Origin of the sequence: Micromonospora zamorensis (assembly GCF_900090275.1) — a bacterium.
Classification (GTDB): Bacteria; Actinomycetota; Actinomycetes; order Mycobacteriales; family Micromonosporaceae; genus Micromonospora; species Micromonospora zamorensis.
On record NZ_LT607755.1, the window covers coordinates 880,126 to 898,602 of the forward strand.

Annotated in this window: 16 protein-coding genes; 9 read left to right on the top strand and 7 right to left on the bottom strand. The window is 72.6% G+C overall.

Translation table 11 applies throughout. The features are described from left to right. The first annotated feature begins 81 nt into the window (after nucleotides 1-81). Entirely contained in the window at nucleotides 82-2,028 is a 1,947-nt protein-coding gene (dxs, locus tag GA0070619_RS04040; RefSeq protein WP_088946814.1) for a 1-deoxy-D-xylulose-5-phosphate synthase, read from the top strand. A 63-nt stretch (nucleotides 2,029-2,091) separates the two neighbouring features. On the opposite strand, the gene GA0070619_RS04045 is transcribed toward dxs, so the two are convergent. Further along, nucleotides 2,092-3,288 carry a hypothetical protein gene (locus GA0070619_RS04045; protein WP_088946815.1) on the bottom strand — a complete coding sequence of 399 codons (1,197 nt, stop codon included), beginning with the start codon at nucleotides 3,286-3,288 and terminating at the stop codon, nucleotides 2,092-2,094. A gap of 155 nt (nucleotides 3,289-3,443) precedes the next feature. Here GA0070619_RS04045 and GA0070619_RS04050 point away from each other — a divergent pair, with 155 nt between their 5' ends. Continuing rightward, complete coding sequence (locus tag GA0070619_RS04050; RefSeq protein ID WP_231927254.1) at nucleotides 3,444-5,459, top strand: glycosyltransferase family protein; 2,016 nt, start codon at nucleotides 3,444-3,446, stop codon at nucleotides 5,457-5,459. Then, complete coding sequence (locus GA0070619_RS04055; RefSeq protein ID WP_088946816.1) at nucleotides 5,459-7,261, top strand: hypothetical protein; 1,803 nt, start codon at nucleotides 5,459-5,461, stop codon at nucleotides 7,259-7,261. Before GA0070619_RS04050 ends, GA0070619_RS04055 begins: the two co-directional genes overlap by 1 nt. Here the strand turns inward: GA0070619_RS04055 and GA0070619_RS04060 are convergent, their stop codons facing one another. Further along, nucleotides 7,262-9,151 (bottom strand): hypothetical protein, encoded by a 1,890-nt coding sequence (locus GA0070619_RS04060; protein ID WP_172862170.1) that lies wholly within the window; start codon nucleotides 9,149-9,151, stop codon nucleotides 7,262-7,264. Between the two features lie 126 nt (nucleotides 9,152-9,277). Here GA0070619_RS04060 and GA0070619_RS04065 point away from each other — a divergent pair, with 126 nt between their 5' ends. Together GA0070619_RS04065 and GA0070619_RS04070 are read left to right on the top strand one after the other, a co-directional pair. Further along, on the top strand, nucleotides 9,278-10,558 hold the full coding sequence (locus GA0070619_RS04065; RefSeq protein WP_157743894.1) for an outer membrane protein assembly factor BamB family protein: 1,281 nt from the start codon (nucleotides 9,278-9,280) through the stop codon (nucleotides 10,556-10,558). Beyond that, entirely contained in the window at nucleotides 10,555-11,838 is a 1,284-nt protein-coding gene (locus tag GA0070619_RS04070; protein ID WP_157743895.1) for an outer membrane protein assembly factor BamB family protein, read from the top strand. Before GA0070619_RS04065 ends, GA0070619_RS04070 begins: the two co-directional genes overlap by 4 nt. Here the strand turns inward: GA0070619_RS04070 and GA0070619_RS04075 are convergent, their stop codons facing one another. Next, a complete protein-coding gene (locus GA0070619_RS04075; RefSeq protein WP_088946820.1) occupies nucleotides 11,839-12,987 on the bottom strand; it encodes a peptidase C39 family protein in 1,149 nt (382 codons plus the stop codon). 142 nt (nucleotides 12,988-13,129) lie between these two features. Between GA0070619_RS04075 and GA0070619_RS04080 the strand changes: the two genes are divergently transcribed. The 4 genes from GA0070619_RS04080 (at nucleotide 13,130) to GA0070619_RS04095 (ending at nucleotide 15,953) form a co-directional block, all read left to right on the top strand. Continuing rightward, nucleotides 13,130-13,798 carry a response regulator transcription factor gene (locus tag GA0070619_RS04080; RefSeq protein WP_088951539.1) on the top strand — a complete coding sequence of 223 codons (669 nt, stop codon included), beginning with the start codon at nucleotides 13,130-13,132 and terminating at the stop codon, nucleotides 13,796-13,798. Next, nucleotides 13,795-14,970: a sensor histidine kinase gene (locus GA0070619_RS04085; RefSeq protein WP_088946821.1), complete on the top strand. Its 1,176-nt coding sequence runs from the start codon at nucleotides 13,795-13,797 to the stop codon at nucleotides 14,968-14,970. Before GA0070619_RS04080 ends, GA0070619_RS04085 begins: the two co-directional genes overlap by 4 nt. A 159-nt stretch (nucleotides 14,971-15,129) precedes the next feature. Next, nucleotides 15,130-15,537, top strand: a complete 408-nt coding sequence (locus GA0070619_RS04090) for a VOC family protein (protein WP_088946822.1) — start codon at nucleotides 15,130-15,132, stop codon at nucleotides 15,535-15,537. Then, nucleotides 15,534-15,953 carry a VOC family protein gene (locus tag GA0070619_RS04095; RefSeq protein ID WP_088946823.1) on the top strand — a complete coding sequence of 140 codons (420 nt, stop codon included), beginning with the start codon at nucleotides 15,534-15,536 and terminating at the stop codon, nucleotides 15,951-15,953. Before GA0070619_RS04090 ends, GA0070619_RS04095 begins: the two co-directional genes overlap by 4 nt. Before the next feature lie 117 nt (nucleotides 15,954-16,070). Here GA0070619_RS04095 and GA0070619_RS04100 read toward each other — a convergent pair whose 3' ends face one another. From GA0070619_RS04100 to GA0070619_RS04115, 4 genes are all read right to left on the bottom strand, one after another. Next, entirely contained in the window at nucleotides 16,071-16,697 is a 627-nt protein-coding gene (locus tag GA0070619_RS04100; protein ID WP_088946824.1) for a dihydrofolate reductase family protein, read from the bottom strand. Continuing rightward, nucleotides 16,694-17,170 (bottom strand): SRPBCC domain-containing protein, encoded by a 477-nt coding sequence (locus GA0070619_RS04105; RefSeq protein ID WP_088946825.1) that lies wholly within the window; start codon nucleotides 17,168-17,170, stop codon nucleotides 16,694-16,696. Before GA0070619_RS04105 ends, GA0070619_RS04100 begins: the two co-directional genes overlap by 4 nt. After that, nucleotides 17,167-17,505, bottom strand: a complete 339-nt coding sequence (locus tag GA0070619_RS04110; RefSeq protein WP_088946826.1) for an ArsR/SmtB family transcription factor — start codon at nucleotides 17,503-17,505, stop codon at nucleotides 17,167-17,169. Before GA0070619_RS04110 ends, GA0070619_RS04105 begins: the two co-directional genes overlap by 4 nt. 132 nt (nucleotides 17,506-17,637) lie before the next feature. Then, on the bottom strand, nucleotides 17,638-18,408 hold the full coding sequence (locus GA0070619_RS04115; protein WP_088946827.1) for a hypothetical protein: 771 nt from the start codon (nucleotides 18,406-18,408) through the stop codon (nucleotides 17,638-17,640). Nucleotides 18,409-18,477: the final 69 nt, after the last annotated feature.

Consider the following 18,477-nt stretch of genomic DNA (forward strand, 5'->3'; position numbering starts at 1 on the left):
CCAGGGGCTCAGCCGACCCGCACGGCCCGGGCCTCTCGGCCCAGGCTGCGGAGTACCGGGCGGCCGATAGACTCTCCGGTCATGAGTGTTGAAGAGGACACGGCCAACCACGGCCGGCTGCTGGGGACGGTACGCGGTCCGCAGGACGTCAAGCGGATGTCGGGCGAGGAGCTGGACGTCCTCGCCGCCGAGATCCGGGACTTCCTGATCGCCAAGGTCTCCCGCACCGGCGGGCACGTCGGGCCCAACCTCGGTGTGGTCGAGCTGACGCTGGCCATGCACCGCGTCTTCGACTCGCCCCGGGACCGGCTCCTGTTCGACACCGGCCACCAGGCGTACGTGCACAAGATCCTCACCGGGCGCCAGGCCGGCTTCGACAAGCTCCGTCAGCGCGGTGGCCTCTCCGGCTACCCCAGCCAGGCGGAGAGCGAGCACGACCTCATCGAGAACTCGCACGCCTCCACCGCGCTCTCCTACGCCGACGGCCTCGCCAAGGCGTACGCGCTGCGTGGTGAGGCCCGCAGCGTCGTGGCCGTGGTCGGCGACGGCGCGCTCACCGGTGGCATGTGCTGGGAGGCGCTGAACAACATCGCCACCGCCGGCAACTCCCTCGTGATCGTGGTCAACGACAACGGCCGGTCCTACTCGCCGACCATCGGCGGGCTGGCCGACCACCTCTCCTCGCTGCGGCTCAACCCCGGCTACGAGAAGGTCCTCGACACCGTCAAGGACGCCCTCGGCTCCACGCCGCTGGTCGGCAAGCCGATGTACGAGGTGCTGCACGCAGTCAAGAAGGGCATCAAGGACGCGGTTGCCCCGCAGGCCATGTTCGAGGACCTGGGCATCAAGTACGTGGGCCCGGTGGACGGGCACGACGTGGCGGCCGTCGAGGCGGCGCTGCGCGCGGCGAAGAACTTCGGCGGCCCGGTGATCGTGCACGCGGTCACCCGCAAGGGCTACGGCTACCGCCCGGCCGAGGAGGACGAGGCGGACTGCCTGCACGGCCCGAGCAGCGCCTTCGACGTCGAGACCGGCGCGCTGCTGGCCGCCCCGTCGGTGAAGTGGACGCACGTCTTCGCCGACGAGCTGCTGGCCGTCGCCGACGAGCGGCCGGACGTGGTGGGCATCACCGCCGCGATGGCCGAGCCGACCGGCATCGCCAAGCTGGCCCGCAAGTACCCCGAGCGGGTGTACGACGTGGGCATCGCCGAGCAGCACGCCGCCACCTCGGCGGCCGGGTTGGCGCTCGGCGGTCTGCACCCGGTGGTCGCGGTCTACGCCACCTTCCTCAACCGCGCCTTCGACCAGGTCCTGCTGGACGTGGCGATGCACAAACTGCCGGTGACCTTCGTGCTGGACCGGGCGGGCATCACCGGCCCGGACGGCCCCAGCCACTACGGCATCTGGGACATGTCGGTCTTCGGGGTGGTGCCCGGGCTGCGGATCGCCGCTCCCCGAGACGCCGCCACGTTGCGGGAGGAGCTGCGCGAGGCGGTGGCCGTCGACGACGGCCCCACCGTGGTGCGCTTCCCGACCGGCGCGGTCGCCGCGGACCTGCCGGCGCTGCGCCGGGTGGGCCCGGTCGACGTGTTGGCCGAGTCGGCGCGTACCGACGTGCTGCTGGTCGCTGTCGGCTCGTTCGGCCAGCTGGGCATGGAGGTGGCCGCCCGGGTCGCCGAGCAGGGCTACGGCGTCACCGTCGTCGACCCCCGCTGGGTGCGTCCGGTCCCGGCGGAGCTGGTCGACCTGGCCGCCCGCCACCGGCTCGTGGTCAGCGTCGAGGACGGGGTCCGGGTCGGCGGGGTGGGCGACGCGCTCGCCCAGGCCATGCGCGACGCCGACGTCCGGGTGCCGCTCAAGGACCTGGGCGTACCGGCCGAGTGGCACCCGCACGGCACCCGCGCGCAGATCCTCGCGGACCTGGGCCTGACCGCCCAGGACGTGGCGCGCAACGTGACCGGCTGGATCTCCGGCCTGGACGCCACCCCGGACCGCCTCACCCCCAGCGACGCGGCCGCGCAGAACTGACGAAACGACGACGGCGGGCGCCCCCTCCCGGGGACGCCCGCCGTCGTCGTTCGCACGAGCGGGTCAGTTGGTTGGCTTCACCGAGCGGTAGTGGGTCTTGTCGGTGTTGGCGAGGCTGTAGGTCTGGGAACGGGACGGGCCGGGGATGACCGCCAGGCCGGGGCGTTCGACCAGCAGGGGAGTGCCCGGCGGAACGGACAGGGAGCTGTCCCGGGTGGCTCGCCAGCTCAGCACCACGAGCGGCTGGCCGGGCACCGGCAACTGGTACGCCTGCAACGGGGTGGCCCGGTCGGCGGGTGAGACGACGGGCGCGCTCCCGTCGGCCGGTCGGTAGACCACAGCGGTCATCGCGCCGGCGTCGGTGTCCCAGCTGAGCTGCTGCAACTCGGCCGCCTCACCACCGCCGAGAGCGACCTCGCCGAGCGAGCGGACGGTGAGTTTCGCCATCGGCCAGGACGTCGGCACCGAGCGCGGCGCGTCCCGGTCGCCGATCCGGCGGGGGATGCTGCCGAAGGGGCCCCGGTCACCGCCCAGCACGCAGGTGTCCAGCCCGGTGAGCGCCCTCCGGCCGGTGCCGGACTCGTCGCGGACCAGCGGATAGCGTGGGTCGACGGTGCCGGTGCCCAGGTCGAGCAGCCGGTCCGCGGCCCGCCCGCGGGGCAGCGACTCGGTGGTCCGCAGGGTCGCTGTCACTCCGACCGCGGTGCAGGACGGCACGTCGACCGGCGCGCTGAGGCCGTCCGTGACGGGCAACGTCCGATCCTGTGGCCCGACCAGCGTCTGCACCCGCGCCGAGACCAGGTAGCGGCGGCCGGCGGCGGTCTGCACCGGCAGAACGTCGGAGTAGACGAGGTAGCCCGGGTCGGTGTACTCGGTGGCGCGGGTCACCGCGTACCGGTCGCCGTCACGGGTGAGTTGCAGCAGCCAGGAGGCGCTCTCGCCGGGCACGTCGGCGGCCACGAGTGCCACCGGCGCGCCGTCGACCCGGCCGGAGAAGAGGATGCCGGACGAGGGCAGGTGCGCGCGGTCATCGGCCGGTGACCGCCAGTCGCGGACCGTCCTGGTGACCGCTGCCGTCGCCGTGGCGTCCCCCGAGAGGTCGCCCCGGGGCGGCCACACGACCAACGCGCCGTCCAGGCTGTCGTAGCCGACCCGCAGATCCTGCGGCTTCCTCTCGGCCACCGGACCGCAGGCCGTGGCGGCCAGCAGCGCGGTGAGCAGGACGGGAAGCGCCCTGCCGTGCCGACGGCCTGGAGTCACCTGGTCCGCCCCCGATCGCCTCGCCGTCGCTGTCGGAAAGCGCCATAGTACGAGATGTCCGGTGCGGGACCCCAGGTGGTCGCCGTCAGACCCACCACAATGGACGTCACCGGGGCTTTAGTGCGTTTTCGTTGCTCCGGTAGACTCCGCCGACTGTGACGCCTGCCGAGTCCCGCGCCCTGCCCGCGCCGCACCCGGAGGCCGCAACCGGCCCCGACGAGATGGTGAGCTACCGCACACCGGGCGGCCTCTTCGCCGCCACCGCCCCCGCCGAAGCACCGGCTGAGCCCGAAGCACCGACGGACCCGGACGCGCCGTCCGAGCCCGCAACGCCGTCCGAGCCCGCAGCGCCGTCCGAGCCCGCAACGCCGGCGGAGGACGTGGCGGTGGCCGACGGCGCGGAGGTCGTACCGACGCGGGCGCGGTGGCGTCGCTGGACCCGGCGACGGCAACACCTCGCGGTGGGTGGCCTGTTCCTGCTCGCCGCGCTCTGGGTGACCAGCCGGATCTGGCTGGACCCGTCCGGTCGGGTGGCCTCGCTCTACACCGGTGACCCGGCCCAGGTGCAGTTCTTCCTCGCCCACTCGGTACGCGTGGTGCTGCACGGCGAGTACCCGTTCTACACCGAGCAGTTCAACTACCCCGACGGCGTCAACCTGATGGCCAACACGGCCGTGCTGGCGCTGGGCATCCCGATGGTCCCGGTGACGCTGCTCTTCGGGCCGGCGGTCTCCTTCGTGGTGCTGGTGACACTGGGCCTCGCAGGCACCGCCATGGCCTGGTACCTCATGCTCTCCCGCCACCTGGTGCGTACGCCGCTGGCGGCGGCGGTGGGCGGCTGGTTCTGCGGCTTCTCGCCCGCGATGCTGTCGCACGCCAGTTGGCACCCGAACATCATCAGCCAGTTCCTGCTGCCGTTCATCGTCTGGCGGGTGCTGGTGCTCACCCGGTCCCGTCGGCCGGTCCGGGACGGGGCGCTGCTCGCCCTGCTGGTCACCGCGCAGGCGTTCATCAACGAGGAGATCCTGCTCTTCACTGCGCTGGCCTGCGGGGTGTTCCTGCTGGCCGTGCTCGCGCAGGAACCCGCCCGCTGGTCGGCGGCCTGGCGACCGCTCGGAATCGGCGTGGTGACCTGCACGCTGCTGGCCGGGGCGCTGCTGGCGTACCCCCTGTACGTGCAGTTCGCCGGGCCGATGGCCTACCACGGGCTCAGCGACGCGGTGAAGGACTACGGCAACGACATCGCCGCCTTCTTCGCCCCCGGCTCGCCCACCCTCGGCGGCAACCAGCGAGCCAACATCAACCTGGCGCCGAACTACTCGGAGGAGAACGCGTTCTTCGGCTGGAGCCTGTCCATGCTCGCCATCGGCATCGTGGTCTGGCTGCGCCGGGAGCTGATCGTCCGGGCGCTCGCGGTGACCGGCCTGTTCTTCGCCGTCCTGTCGCTCGGTGAGCGGGTCTCCTGGTGGGACCGTGAGCTGGTCAGCGGGCCGTGGCAGTTGCTGGTCCACCTGCCGTTGCTGGACGCGGTGGTGCCGACCCGGTTCGGTCTGATCACCAGTGTGGTGATCGGTCTGCTGCTCGCGCTCGCCGTCGAGCGGGCCTGGGCGTTGCGACCGGCCGACCGACGCACCGTGCGGACGCTCACCGCGGCGGGCCTGGCGTTCGCGCTGCTGCCGATCGCTCCGATGCCGCTGCGGATGGTCTCCCGACCGCCGGTGCCGGACTTCATCACGGCCGACCGCTGGCGGGCGTACGTCGGGCCGGACCAGACGCTGGTGCCGATCCCGGTGCCCAGTATGGGTAACACGCACGGCATGCGCTGGGCGGCGACCACCAACCTCGACTTCAAGATCCCCGGCGGTTACTTTCTCGCCCCGCGCAACGGCAACACCGGTGACGCGGGTCGGTTCGGTGGCCGACCCAGCGGGGTGGGTCAGATGCTGGAGGAGGTGGCGACCACCGGGCGGATGCCGAAGCTCGACGACCGGCAACGCCGCCGCTTCGCCGACGAGCTGCGTCACTGGCGGGCCGCGATCCTGGTGCTGCCGCTCCGTCAGCAGAACGCCGAGCCGTTGCGGCGTACCGTCGAGGACCTGGTCGGCCCCGGCCGCCAGGAGCTGGACGTCTGGGTGTGGGACGTCCGGGCGCTGACCGACCGTTCGGTCTGATGACCACCGGGACGACGTCCCCGGCCACCTCGCCCCCGGCGGTGGTGCCGACGCCCCGTCCGGTCTGGCTGCGGGACCTGCTGGTGGTGGTCGGCTATCTGGGCCTGGCCGCGGTGCTGACCAGCGCCCAGTGGGGCCAGCCGGGGCGGCTGTTCCACCAGGCGGGCGACCAGATCCTCTTCGAGTGGATGCTGGCCCACGCGGCGCACGCCGTGGTCGCGGGGGACAACCCCCTCCACAGTGCCGGGTTGAACGCGCCCGACGGGGTCAACCTGATGGCGAACACCTCGGTGCTCGGCCTGGGTGTCCCGTTGACCCCGGTCACCCTGCTCCTCGGCTCGCAGGTGGCGTTCTGCGTGGCGGTCGTCTGCTGCCTCGCCGGCACGGCCGCCGCCTGGTACGCGCTGCTGCGCCGCCGGCTGGTCACCACCCGTTCCGCCGCCGCGGTCGGTGGGCTGATCTGCGGCTTCGCCCCGGGAATGATCGCCCAGGCGGGCGCGCACCTGCACATCGCCGCGCAGTTCCTGGTGCCCCCGATCCTCGCCCTGGTGTTCCGGCCCGCCGTGGACCCGGCGCACCGGCTCGTCGGCGTGTGGCGGCCCGGCATCGTCCTCGGGCTGCTGCTGGTCTGGCAGGTCTTCATCGGGGAGGAGGTGCTGGTCTTCCTGGCGCTCGCGGCGGGGGTGTTCGCGCTGGGCTACGCGCTCGCCGACCGGGTGGCCGCCCGGCAACTCGCCCCGGCCCTCCTCGGCCGGCTGGCGGTGGCGGCCGGGGTGGCGGCGGTGCCGCTGGCATACCCGCTGTGGTTCCAGTTCCACGGCCCGCAGCACTACTCCGGGATGGCGTTCGCCACGCACGCCTTCCAGTTGGACGCCGCGTCGTTCACCGCGTCGGCCCGGCAGACCGTGCTCGGCGACGACTGGCTGCCGGGCCTGCTCGCGCCGAACCCGACCGAGGAGAACTCCTTCTTCGGCCCGGGGCTGCTGGTGCTCGCCGTGGTGATCGTGATCTGGCTGTGGCGACGGCCGCTGGTCCGCGCGCTGGCCGGCTGTGGGCTGGTGTTCGCGCTGCTCTCCCTCGGCACCGAGCTGCGGGTGGACGGCACCGCCACCGGCATTCCGGGGCCGTACCGGGTGGTCGCCGGGCTGCCCCTGCTCGACCTCGCGGTGCCGGCCCGGTTCGCGCTGGTCTGCGTACCGGTGCTGGGTGTGCTGGTGGCGCTCTCCCTGGACCGGGTGCGGGCGGCGCGCCGGCTGTCGACCGCACCCGGGCTGCCGGTGCGGCTGCTCTGGGCCGGCGCGGTGGCCGCCGCGTTGCTGCCGCTGGTCCCGACGCCGATCCGGGTGGTGCCGGTCACGCCGGTGCCGGGGTTCGTCGCCGACGGCGGGTGGCGTCCGCTGGTGCCGCCCGGCCGGACGGTGGTCGCCGTTCCGCCGGTCACCGGCGCGGCGCAGAGCCCGGCGATGCTCTGGTCCGCCCGTACCGGTCTGGCGTTTCCCACGCCGGGCGGTTACTTCATCGGCCCGAGCGGCCCGGACGACCCGGCGGCCCGCTGGGGCGCGCCGGACCGCCCAACGTCGGTGCTGCTGCGGCGGGTCGCCGAGACCGGCACGGCGCCGGTGCTCACCGACGCCGACCGCCGCCAGGCCGTCGAGGATCTACGGCACTGGCGGGCCGCCGTGGTGGTGCTCGGCCAGCTGACCAACGGCGAGCCGGTCCGTCGGACCGTCGACGACCTGCTCGGGCCGGGCCGACCGGTCGACGGCGGGTGGATGTGGGACGTCCGGAACCAGGTCGACTGATCAGCTCACCAGGGCGCGGACGTCCCAGACCCAGACGTCGTCGACCCGCTGGGGCGGCCCGATCAGGCCGGTTACCAGCTCGCGCAGCACCGCCTCGCGGGGATGCGCCCCGAGCACGACCACCGACGCCCGCCAGAACCGCAGGTCCTCGACGGCCTGGCGGCGGTTCTCGTCGGTGAGCACCGGGACCGCGCCTTTGTCCATCGTGGAGTAGATGAGGGTGCTGGTGGGCCGGTTCGGCGCGCCGAAGACACCCTCGCCCAGCTCGTTCGGCCCGATGAAGTAGCCGCCCGGGACGGGGAACTCCTGCCTGGTCAGCGCACTCCACCGCAGCGTCGGCAGGCCGTGCACGTTGCTCGGGATCGGCACCGGCACCAGGGTTCGACCCGCCGGCACGTACGGCCGCCAGCCGCCCGCGCTGATGAAGTGCGGTGGCGGGTCGATCTGCTGGGCGGGCAGCGGCCGGGGAAAGAGCGGCAGCACGGCGAGGGCGACAGCCGCGTACCCCACCGGGCGCAGCCACCGGCGGCCCGCCGCGACCGGCGCGGGCGGGCTCGGCTCGTCGGACGTCGCCGGGGCCGCCTCCCCGACGCGCTGGGCCGGCACCCGCGGCTGGTCGGCCACCGGGCGCCCCTGGCGGTGCGCGGCGTCCCAGGTCAGCGCGAGCAGTACGCCCACCGCGGCGGCCACCACCAGCGTCAACCGGGTCGGCATCATCATCTCGACCAGCGGCAGGTCGTCCGGCACGTACGACCACGGGCCGCGCACCCCGGTCTCGACGCCGTTGAACCGCACCCGGGGCCCGATCGACGCCACTGTGAAGACGACGATCAGCACGGCGGCGATCCGGGCCGGCAACGATCGGCGTACGAGCAGCACCAGGGCGACCACCGAGAGCAGCACCAGGGGCCAGCCGAACCAGGTGTTCTGCTCGGTCAACCCGATCGTCTTCTCCACTGCCGGGTCGCCGGCCCAGGTGTCCCGGGCGAAGGTGACGAAGGCGACCAGGTCCTCGCCCCAGTTGTGGAAGACGCCACCCTGCAGGCCCCGGTAGGACTGCGGGCCGTTGAACTGGAACCAGATCGGGTACGCGGCGAGCACCAGGGCCACCCCGCCAGCGACGCCGAGCCCGGCCAGGAACGTGCCAGCGACGGCCCGGGTGGCCGTCGGGCGCTGCACGGCGTACGCCAGCACGACGACCAGGCAGGCCAGCGCGGTGAGCAGCAGCATCTCCTCGTTGATGAAGATCTGGTACGTCACCAGCGCCCCGAGCACCAACCCGTTGCGCCGCCACCGGCCGGGCTCGCCGAGGCGCAGCACCCGCACCACGATCAGCGGCAGCAGGAAGTTGGACACGAAATTGGGCTGGCCGTTGGCGTGGTGGATGATTCCCGGCGCGAAGCCGAGGAACGCGCCGCCGACGAAGGCCGCCGCCCGGGAGCGCACCAGGTGGCGGGAGAGCATCCAGTAGCCGGTGCCGGCGGTGGCGGCCAGCGCCGCACCGAGGTAGAGCGCGTACATCACCTGCGGGCCGAGCAGCATGGTCAGCGGGGCCAGCGGCAGGGTCACCCCGAGCAGCGAGGTGTTGGCCATCATGTTCACCCCGTCCGGGGCGTTCTGCTGGGCCGTGAACAGCGGGTTCTCCAGGTGCCGCACCGAGTACGCGCCGTGCGCGAACAGCCACTCGAACCAGCTGTGGTCGGTGGGCAGGTGCGAGGAGACCCGGCCGCTGACGTCACCCCAGTAGTTGAGGCAGACGAAGACGCCCAGCAGGACATAGGCTCCGAGGGCCAACAGGTCGGCTCGGGCCGGGCGGCGTCGAGGCCGCCGTGTCGACTCGGCCTCGGCCGGGTCGGCGTCGGTCAGGGGATTCAGCGAAGGGTCTACCACCGGCACAGCCACGACGCGCCATCGTACAGGCGGGGTTCCGCCGCTTTTGCCGGCCCGGTGCGCTCACGGTCGGTTTGCCGGACGGTCACCCGTCGGTCAGCCTGAGTGGTGACGGAAGGACGATCGTTGTCGATCATCGAGCTGGGCGAGATCCGGGAGGAGCCGGCGTCAGCGCCTGCGGTCCGCCGCCCGCGCGCCGCCGGTCGCCCGCTGCGCAGCGCGGCGGTGCTGGTGCTCAGCCTGGTGGTGCTGGCCGGCGCCACGCCGTCACCGCAGCGAACGGTGAGCATCGTGCCGGCGTCGCCCACGGCCACGGCATACCTGGCCGGGGACGGCATCTTCGTCATCGACCCGCCGACACCCGACGGGGACCGCTACCTGACCGCCTACGCCCAGCCGGCACCATCCGGAACAGTCGTGCGGCGGCGGTGGCAGACGCCGCTGGTCCGCACCGGTGACTACCTGGACGTCCGGGTCGAGCGAGGGTTGGTGTTGACGATGGCGGTCAGCGCCCCGAACAGGGTGTTCCAGACCACCGCCTTCGACACCGTCACGGGCCGGCAACGCTGGCAGCATCCGGGTGCTCCCCAGCCGACAGCCAGCGGCGCTCTGCTGGTGACCGACGGCCGGGAGGACGGGTCGGGCGCGGTGAGCGGGGTCGAGCCCGACACCGGCCGGGTGCTCTGGTCGGTGTCGGTCCCGCCGGCCGCCAACCCGTCCTACCACCTCACTCCCGAGGGCCAGGTCGACCGGTTCGTGCTCCTGCAACCGACCGGCGAGGTGCAGGTGCACGACGCCGGCACAGGCCGCCTGCTGCGTAGCATCGACACACTGCCCGGTGACCGGTCGGCGTACCAGCGGGTGCAGGTCGTCGACGACCTGCTGCTGCTCGTCCCGCCCGGCAGCACCCGGCTGGTGAGCTACGGGCTGGCCGAGCTGGAGCTACGGTGGACGGCCGAGGTGACGCTGGTGTCGCATGTGGTCGACTGCGGCGGTCTGCTCTGTGCGGTACCGCAGACCGGCGGCCTCCAGGTGCTCGATCCCGCCACCGGCGCGGTGCGCTGGTCCGAACAGGGCCAGGACAACCTGGCCGACGTCCGGTACGGCCGGTTGCTGATGGCCAGGCCCGGCCAGGGGTACGAGGTGCGGGACGCGGCGACCGGGCAGGTAAGGACCGAGCTGGGCGCGTGGGGCCTGCTGCCGGTGCTCGGGCCGGACGATCCGCTGGTCGGCCTGCGCCAGGGGGCCGACGGCCGGATGGTCGTCGCCGAGCTGGACCTGGTGGCAGGTCAGGCGCGGATCCTCGACGTGCTCCGGGTCATCGCCGGCAGCTGCCAGGCGTCCCTGCCGGTCCTGCTCTGCCAGCGTGTCGACGGCGCGACCGCGTTGTGGCGGTTGACGCGGTGAGCGACTCGGTGATCGACCTCGGCGAGCTGCGGCACGGCACGGACCCGGAGCCGTTACCCCGCCCACCCCGCGCCGACGGCCGGCAGCTGCGCTGCGCGCTGGTCCTGCTCCTCGCGCTGGTCACGCTCGCTGCCTCCGCCGTGGCCCCACCCCGGCGGGCCCCGGTGACGCTGCCGACCCAGCCCGGGGCCGACGTCCTGGTCGACGGTGACCTCGTTCTGGTCATGGAGCCGACCAGCCCTGGGCGGCAGGGGCGGCTGGCCGCGTATCGGCTGCCCGGCGGCGAGCCGGTCTGGCAGGCGCCGCTGTCGGCGGAGGCGCGGTACTGGGGAATGACTCCGCTGGCCGGGATGATGCTGGTCACCGGGTACGAGATCGGCCCCGAGGGCCGGGAGACACGCACCGTCGCTCTGGACCGGGCGACCGGGGCGTACCGGTGGCAGCAGCCGGGCAGCGTCTTCGAGCTGACCGACGGCAACCTGCTGCTGCGTACCGGTGGCGAGACCCAGCCGTCCGGTCTGCGCGTGGTCGATCCGTGTTGCGGCACGGTGCGTTGGCAGCTGCCCCCCACCACCGCCGAGATCAACGTTCGGGACACCGGGCACGGAGTGGACCGCGTGGTGCTCAACCAGGTGGACGGGCCGGTCGAGGTACGCGACGCGGTCACCGGCGCCGTGCTGGCCCGCGCCGACCTGCGCCCGCCCGACGGTGGTCCGATCAGAGTGGACCTGACGAAGGACCTGCTGCTGGCCATCGACAGAGGTTCCGGCACGGTGGCCGCGTACGGGCTGGACAAGCTCGACCAACGCTGGAGCCGCGCGGGTGTCAACGTGGACTTCGCCCTGGACTGTGGCCCCGTCCTGTGCGTGCGCACCGGCAACAACGAACTCCAAGCGATCGACACCGCAACCGGCGCGTTGCGCTGGCGCAACACCCGGTGGGGTTGGGCCTGGCCGTACGACGGTCGGCTGATGGTCAACGTGTTGAGCAGCGAAGACGGGCCGGAGCACTTCGTCGTGCTCGATCCGCTGACCGGGCGGGAACTGGCCGACCTGGGCCGGTGGGACCTCTACCAACTCAGTCTCGGTGGTCGGCTGATCGGCACACGACGGCATCCCGACGGAGGGGTGGTCGTCGGCGAGGTGGACGTCCGCGCCGGGAAGGTGCAGGTCCTGGACGTGCTGCCCCAGGCCATCGGCGAATGTCAGGCGATGACCGATCACCTGGTGTGCGGTGCCGCCCCGGCCGGCGCCTACCGGATCTGGGAGTTGCCGGACTGACTACCAGTTCGCCTGAGCGGGCGGCGGGGGCAGCGGCACCGACGGGGGCCGCAGCACGTACGCCACACCGCCGCTGCCGCGCTGCCAGACCGCCTCGAACCGCTGCCGGGGCACGGTGCGACGGACCGCGTCGTCGTCCGGGGCGTACGGGTCGTTGAGCACCGGGTCGCCGTCGACGGTGAAGCCGACCAGCACCATCAGGTGCCCTGCCGTGTCGTACCCGAGCCCCGGCACCTCGTCGGCCCGGAACGCGGCGGAGACGATCAGGGGGATGCCGGCCGCGATGAACGCCTCCGCCTCGACCAGCGACCGCAGCCGGGTGACGAACGCGTCCACCCCGTACCGGCCGGCGTACGCGGTGTTGAACGACCAGTTGCCCGCCCCGGCGTACGCGTGGTCGTAGCAGTGTCGGGCGGCGTGTACCACCACCGGACGCGGGCCGGGCGGCTCCACCCAGGCGTAGTGCGCCGGGGTCGGCTCGGCACCCCAGTGGGCGAGCACCATCGAGATGCAGGTGGGGCTGCACCAGGAGTCGCCGCCTCCTCCCCACTGCGGGTACTGGCCGGCGTGCAGCCGCTGCGAGTAGCGGGGCACGTCCAGCACCCGGCCCCAGGCGGCGGACGAGGCGGGCTGCGCGTACTCCTGGGCGGTGCTCGTGGGACCGGTGGCGACCGCGCCGACGCTGCGCAGCACCGGGCCGGTCGTGCTTTCCGCCGGCCGGCACAGGGTGACCCGCGCCTGCCAACCGGTGACCGTCGCGCCGGTCACGATCAGGGTGTCGGTGTCGACCCGGGCGTCGCCGTCGCGCTGCCCGGGCACCGACGTGCGTTCAACTGCCAGGTCGTCGGCCGCCCAGCGGGCCAACCGGTACCAGCCGGTGCTCGGCGCGTCGTCGTGCCAGCCGCGCAGCTCGACCTCGATCCAGCAGCCGGCCGGGGTTTCGGCGGTCCAGGACGGCACCACCTCGCTGACGGGGAAGCCGACCCGCACCGGCGGCGACGTCCAGGCGCCCTGCTGGTTCACGCCGTCGAGGGCCAGCCCTCGACCGGTGGCGAGCAGGCCGTCGCCGTTGCCGGCCGTCGTGTCGGCCGGCAGGTGGAAACCCCGGTAGGCGATGTCCCGCCCGGTGGTTGGTGCCGCGATGGTCATGCCAGGTCCGTCCGTCCCTCGGTGCCGCGGGCCAGCATCGCGTACGCCGAGGTGGTCCGCAACGCCGACCGGTGCGGGCGGCGAGGGACGATGGTTGCCGACCGGCACTAGGTTGTCGGTGGTCAGCAGCGAGGAGGCCGGGATGCGGGTACTGGTGGTGGAGGACGAGCGCAACCTCGCCGACGCGATCGCGCGAGGGTTGCGCAAGCGGGGGATGGCCGTCGACGTGGCGTACGACGGCGACGCCGGCCACGAGGCGGCGTTCGTCACCCGGTACGACGTGGTGGTGCTCGACCGGGACCTGCCGGGTGTGCACGGTGACCAGATCTGCGCCGACCTGGCCGCCTCCGGCGCGCTGACCCGGGTGCTGATGCTCACCGCGAGCGGCACGGTGGCCGACCGGGTGGAGGGGCTGCAGCTCGGAGCGGACGACTACCTGCCCAAACCGTTCGCGTTCGACGAGTTGGTCGCCCGGGTGCAGGCGCTGGGCCGGCGGGCGACCCCGGCCGCGCCGCCGGTGCTCGAACTGGCCGACCTGGTGCTCGACCCGGCCCGTCGGGTGGCCACCCGCGCCGGCGTGCCGGTCGACCTCACCAACAAGGAGTTCGGGGTGCTCAGCGAGCTGCTCAAGGCGCGCGGCGCGGTGGTGTCCAGCGAGGAGCTGCTGGAACGGGTCTGGGACGCCAACACCGACCCGTTCACCACCATCGTCCGGGTCACCGTGATGACGCTGCGCAAGAAGCTCGGCGACCCGCCGCTGATCGAGACGGTGGTCGGAGCGGGTTACCGCACCGCCGAGGTTGGCGCATGAGCCGCCGGTTGCGGCCCACCCTGCGGTTGCGGCTGACCCTGCTCAACGGTGTGCTGCTGATCGGGGCCGGTGCGATCCTGGTGCTGCTGGCCTGGCTGCTGGTCCGTGACGCGCTGCGACCCACCGACGAGTTGCTGCCCGGCACGGTCGTGTTGCTGGCGGACGGCGAGTCGATGGACGCCGCCCAGTGGCAGCGGCAACTCGTCGACGCCGCCTCCGGGGAGTTGCTGGCCAAGGGCCTCGTCGCGCTGTTGGCGATCAGCGTCGTCGGGGTGGCCGGCGCGTACGCGGTGGCCGGGCGGGCGCTACGCCCACTGCACCAGGTCACCGCGACCGCCCAGCGGCTCGGCGAGGCGACCCTGGACCAGCGGATCGGCTACTCGGGCGCCGACGACGAGGTGGCCGAGCTGGCCAAGACGTTCGACGCCATGCTGGACCGGATCGCGTCCGCCTTCGAGGCGCAGAAGCGCTTCGTGGCCAACGCCTCGCACGAGCTGCGTACCCCGCTCGCCGTGATGCGCACCGAGATCGACGTGACGCTCAGCGACGACGACGCGGACGCCGCCGAATACCGCCGGATGGCGACAGTGGTCCGGGACGCCTCGGAGCGGGCCAACGGCCTGGTGGACGCGCTGCTGGTGCTGGCCCGCAGCGAGGCCCAGGCCGGGCGGCAGTTGGGCCGGCGTACCGAGTGTGACCTCGCCGCCGGCACCGCCAACGCGCTGTCCGCGATGCGCCGGGAGGTGGAACGGATCGGGCTACGGGTCCAGACGTCACTGGAGTCCGCTCCGGTGGTCGGCGACCCGGGGCTGCTCGACCGGTTGGCCGGCAACCTCATCGAGAACGCGGTCCGCTACAACCACCTGCACGGCCGGCTCTGGGTGCGCACCGGCACCGACGGCGACCGGTCCTGGCTGGTGGTGGGCAACACCGGCTTCGAGGTGGACCAGGCCGACGTGCCGGGGCTGTTCGAGCCGTTCCGTCGCGGTGGCCGGGAACGGACCGGGGCCCGCGGCTCCGGCCTGGGGCTGTCCATCGTCCGGGCGGTCTGCACGGCGCACGGCGGCACCGTACGGGTGATCGCGCAGTCGGGTGGTGGTCTGGAGGTGACTGTCACCCTCCCGTCGGCGGACGCTCCGGCGGTCAACGGGTCGGTGCCCGGCCAGGGCTGACGGGGGTTGCGCGCGGCGTTCGGCCGGTGGCAAGATCACGGCGTCAGCCAGGAAGCGAAGGGGGTGCGTCGATGTCCACCAATCATGACTCCGCACCCCGGGTGTGCGCCGGCTGACTCCCGGAAGCGGAGCGTCCCATCCCGTACGGAGGGAACACCCGTGTATCCACGGATCCGCAACATCAGTTTTGACTGTCACGACACGTACGCCCTGGCGGGCTTCTGGGCCGCCGTGCTCGGGTACGCCCGGCACTCCGAGGACGCCCCCGGTGACCCGGAGGCGGCCCTGCTGCCGCCGGACGACGCCACCCCGAACCTGTTCTTCCAAGAGGTGCCGGAGGAGAAGGTGACCAAGAACCGGCTCCACATCTGCCTGGAACCCGTCGACCGGACCAGAGATGAGGAGGTCGAGCGGGTGCTCGGCCTCGGTGCCACAGTGGTCGCCGACCGTCGGCGTGCCGACGGCACGGGTTGGGCGGTGCTCGCCGACCCCGAGGGGAACGAGTTCTGCGTGGTCCGCAGCGCTGGGGAACGTCTCGCCACCACCACCGTGGAGGACCAGCTGTGAGTTCGACGATCCACAACATCAGCATCGACTGTCACGACACGTACGCCCTGGCCGGCTTCTGGGCGCAGGTCTTCGACTGCCCCCGGCAGCCCGACGACTTCCCCGGTGACCCGGAGGCGATGCTCCTGCCGCCGGGCGGCCCGGAGGTGCTCTTCCTCGCCGTGCCCGAGGGCAAGACGGTGAAGAACCGGCTGCACCTGGACCTGCAACCCGCCGACCGGACCCGGGCCGAGGAGGTCGAGCGACTGCTCGGCATCGGCGCGACGCTCGTCGCCGACCACGTCGGCCCGACCGGCGGGGGTTGGGTGGTGCTGGCCGACCCGGAGGGCAACGAGTTCTGCGTGCTCGGCAACGCCGCTGAGCGGGCGGCCGCGGCGGCCGCGCGGGCCGCGGCAGCGGTTGCCGAACCGGCCTGACCGTCCACGGACGGCGCGGGGCCCCGACCACCCTCAGGTGGCCGGGGCCCCACGCCACGCTGCTGGGGCAGGACTTGCCCGCAAGATTCAGGCGGTGGCCGTGTCGTAGCGCGGTGACTAGACGAAGTTCGTCACGCCCTCGTATTCCGCCACCGGGGCGGCGCCGACATGCTCGTACTCGAGCAGGAGCAGGCCGTTCGCGGTTGCGTCGTGGTGGACGAGTCGAAGGCCGGTGGCTGCGCTCGGGTGGTCGAGCAGCCGTCGTCCGGAACCGACCACGGTGGGGGCGACGACGAGTCGGAGGGTGTCGACGAGGCCGGCCGACAACAGGGCCCTGCCGAGCCGCGCGCTGCCGTGAATCTGGAGCTCCCGTCCTGGCTGGCCCCTGAGGTTTCCGACGCTTTTGATCGGGTCGCCGTGGAGCACCGTCGTCGGCTGCCAGACGCCCTCCGTCAGGGTGTTGGTCACGACGTACTTCGGTAGTGAGTTCATCCGCTCGGTGTACGGATCGTCCGGGTCGGTGATCTGCGGCCAGTCGCGAGCGAACGCCTCGTAGGTCCGCCGTCCGAGCAGCAGACCGTCGGCGAGACCCAACCAGTCAGAGGTGCGGCGGACGAAGGCCTCATCCAGGTAGGGCACGAGCCAGCCGCCGCGGGTGAAGCCGTCGCTCGGATCCTCGGTCGGCGAGCCGGGACCCTGGCTGACGCCGTCGAGAGTGACGAACTCGGTAAGGACGAGCTTCACGGCGCACCCTGGCTCTCGGCGAGCCCGGCGAGTTGTTCGGTGACCGAGCCCCAGCCGTCCGCGAAGCCGATCTTCTCGTGCAGGTCACGAGCGGCGGGATCACCGTGGCGGACGACGACCCGGTAGTCGGTGCCGTCCGGGTGGTCCTTCATGGTGATCTCGGCGGTCATCGGGACCGGGCTGGGGTTCGCGGGCCGCCAGGCGCTGTCGATCACGTTCGTGAACACGATCCGTTCATGATCGTCGACGACGAGGAAGCACGCGTCGAGGTGTGGGACGAACTCCACCCCGTCATCGCTCAGTCGGGTCACCAGCGCGCCACCGGGCCGCACGTCCAGGCGATCGACGCGGCACAGGGACGGCGCCGGGATCCACCACTTCGCGAAGCGGGACGGGTCGGTCCAGGCGCTCCACACGGCGGCACGGGGGGCGCGGATGACCCGCGTCATGGTCAGGTCCAGGTCGGGATTCACTGCTGATCCTCCTGCTGATCGGTGACGAGGCGTTCGAGGTGATCCGTGCGCTCTTCCCAGATCCGGCGCTGCTCCGCGAGCCAGTCGTCGACGAGGGCGAGGCGCTCGCGGTTGAGCACGCAGGTGCGCACCCGGCCGGACTTGGTCGTGCGGATCAGCCCGTTCGATTCGAGCGTCTGCACGTGCTTCATGAACGACGGAAGGGTCATCGGGAACTCGCGGGCGAGATCGCCGACGCTCGTCGGGCCGTGGCCGAGGCGTCGGATGACCCAGCGCCGGGTCGGGTCGGCGAGGGCGACGAACACGCCGTCGAGCTGCGCCGAAAACTGTGCCATGTGGCTAAGTATTGCGTGAGACGATACTTAGCGCAAGGGCGAAGTATTTACCAGGATGGGCAACCCGACGCTCGGCAGACACGGCACGGGGCCCCGACCACCCGAGGGTGGCCGGGGCCCCGTCGCCCACTGTCAGGAGCGCTGCTCGACCTGGCCCCGGATCGTGATGAACTCGGCCTTGGCCTGTTCGGCGGACTTGAAGTACGTGACCACCATGCCCAGGCTGCCCTTGTCGGCCCAGACGCAGACGCCCAGCGGCACGCTCTCCGCCTTGCCGTCGCCGCAGCTCGCCTCACCGCCGAGTGGGCCGGGATCGACGGCCACCATGTTGGTCACCGTCAGCTCGGTGGAGAGCCCGCTGATGGCGTCGTTCATCTCCTTCTTCGGGTCGGATATCAGGCCGGACGCGCCGGCGATCATGACGAGGTCCTGCTTGGTCGGGTCGCCGTAGAAGGCGCCGACCGTGCTGGTCTCGTTCTGCACCGACGACTTCATCTCGCGGACCAGTTGGTCGGCGGCCGTCTGGAGCTCCGCGTCGGTGACCTTCGGCCGGCCGGCGAGGGTGGCTGGCGCGACCAGCCGGGTCTTGCTGGCATCGACGGCGTCGCCCACCGGCCCCTTGACCGCGAGCCAGGTGATCACCGCGCCGCCGACGCAGAGCACCAGCACCACGGCCAGCACGATCAGCACGATCTTGCCGGCTTTCGACTTCTTCGCCGGCTGCGGGGGACCGAGAAGGCTGGGATCGCCGTACGGCTGACCCGGCTGCGCGGGCGGGAATCCCTGCTGCTGCGGCGGGGACCAACCACCGGGCTGCTGCGGCTGGCCCGGCTGACCGGGCTGCTGCGGCGGGGTGGGGGAATCGTGCGGCGGGCCGTAAGGGTTGGCCGGCGGCTGGGACATTCAGTCAGCTCCAAGTTGGGGGTGCAAAGCGCGTGATCTTAACCCGCCGAGGACCCCGGCGTTGTCCCT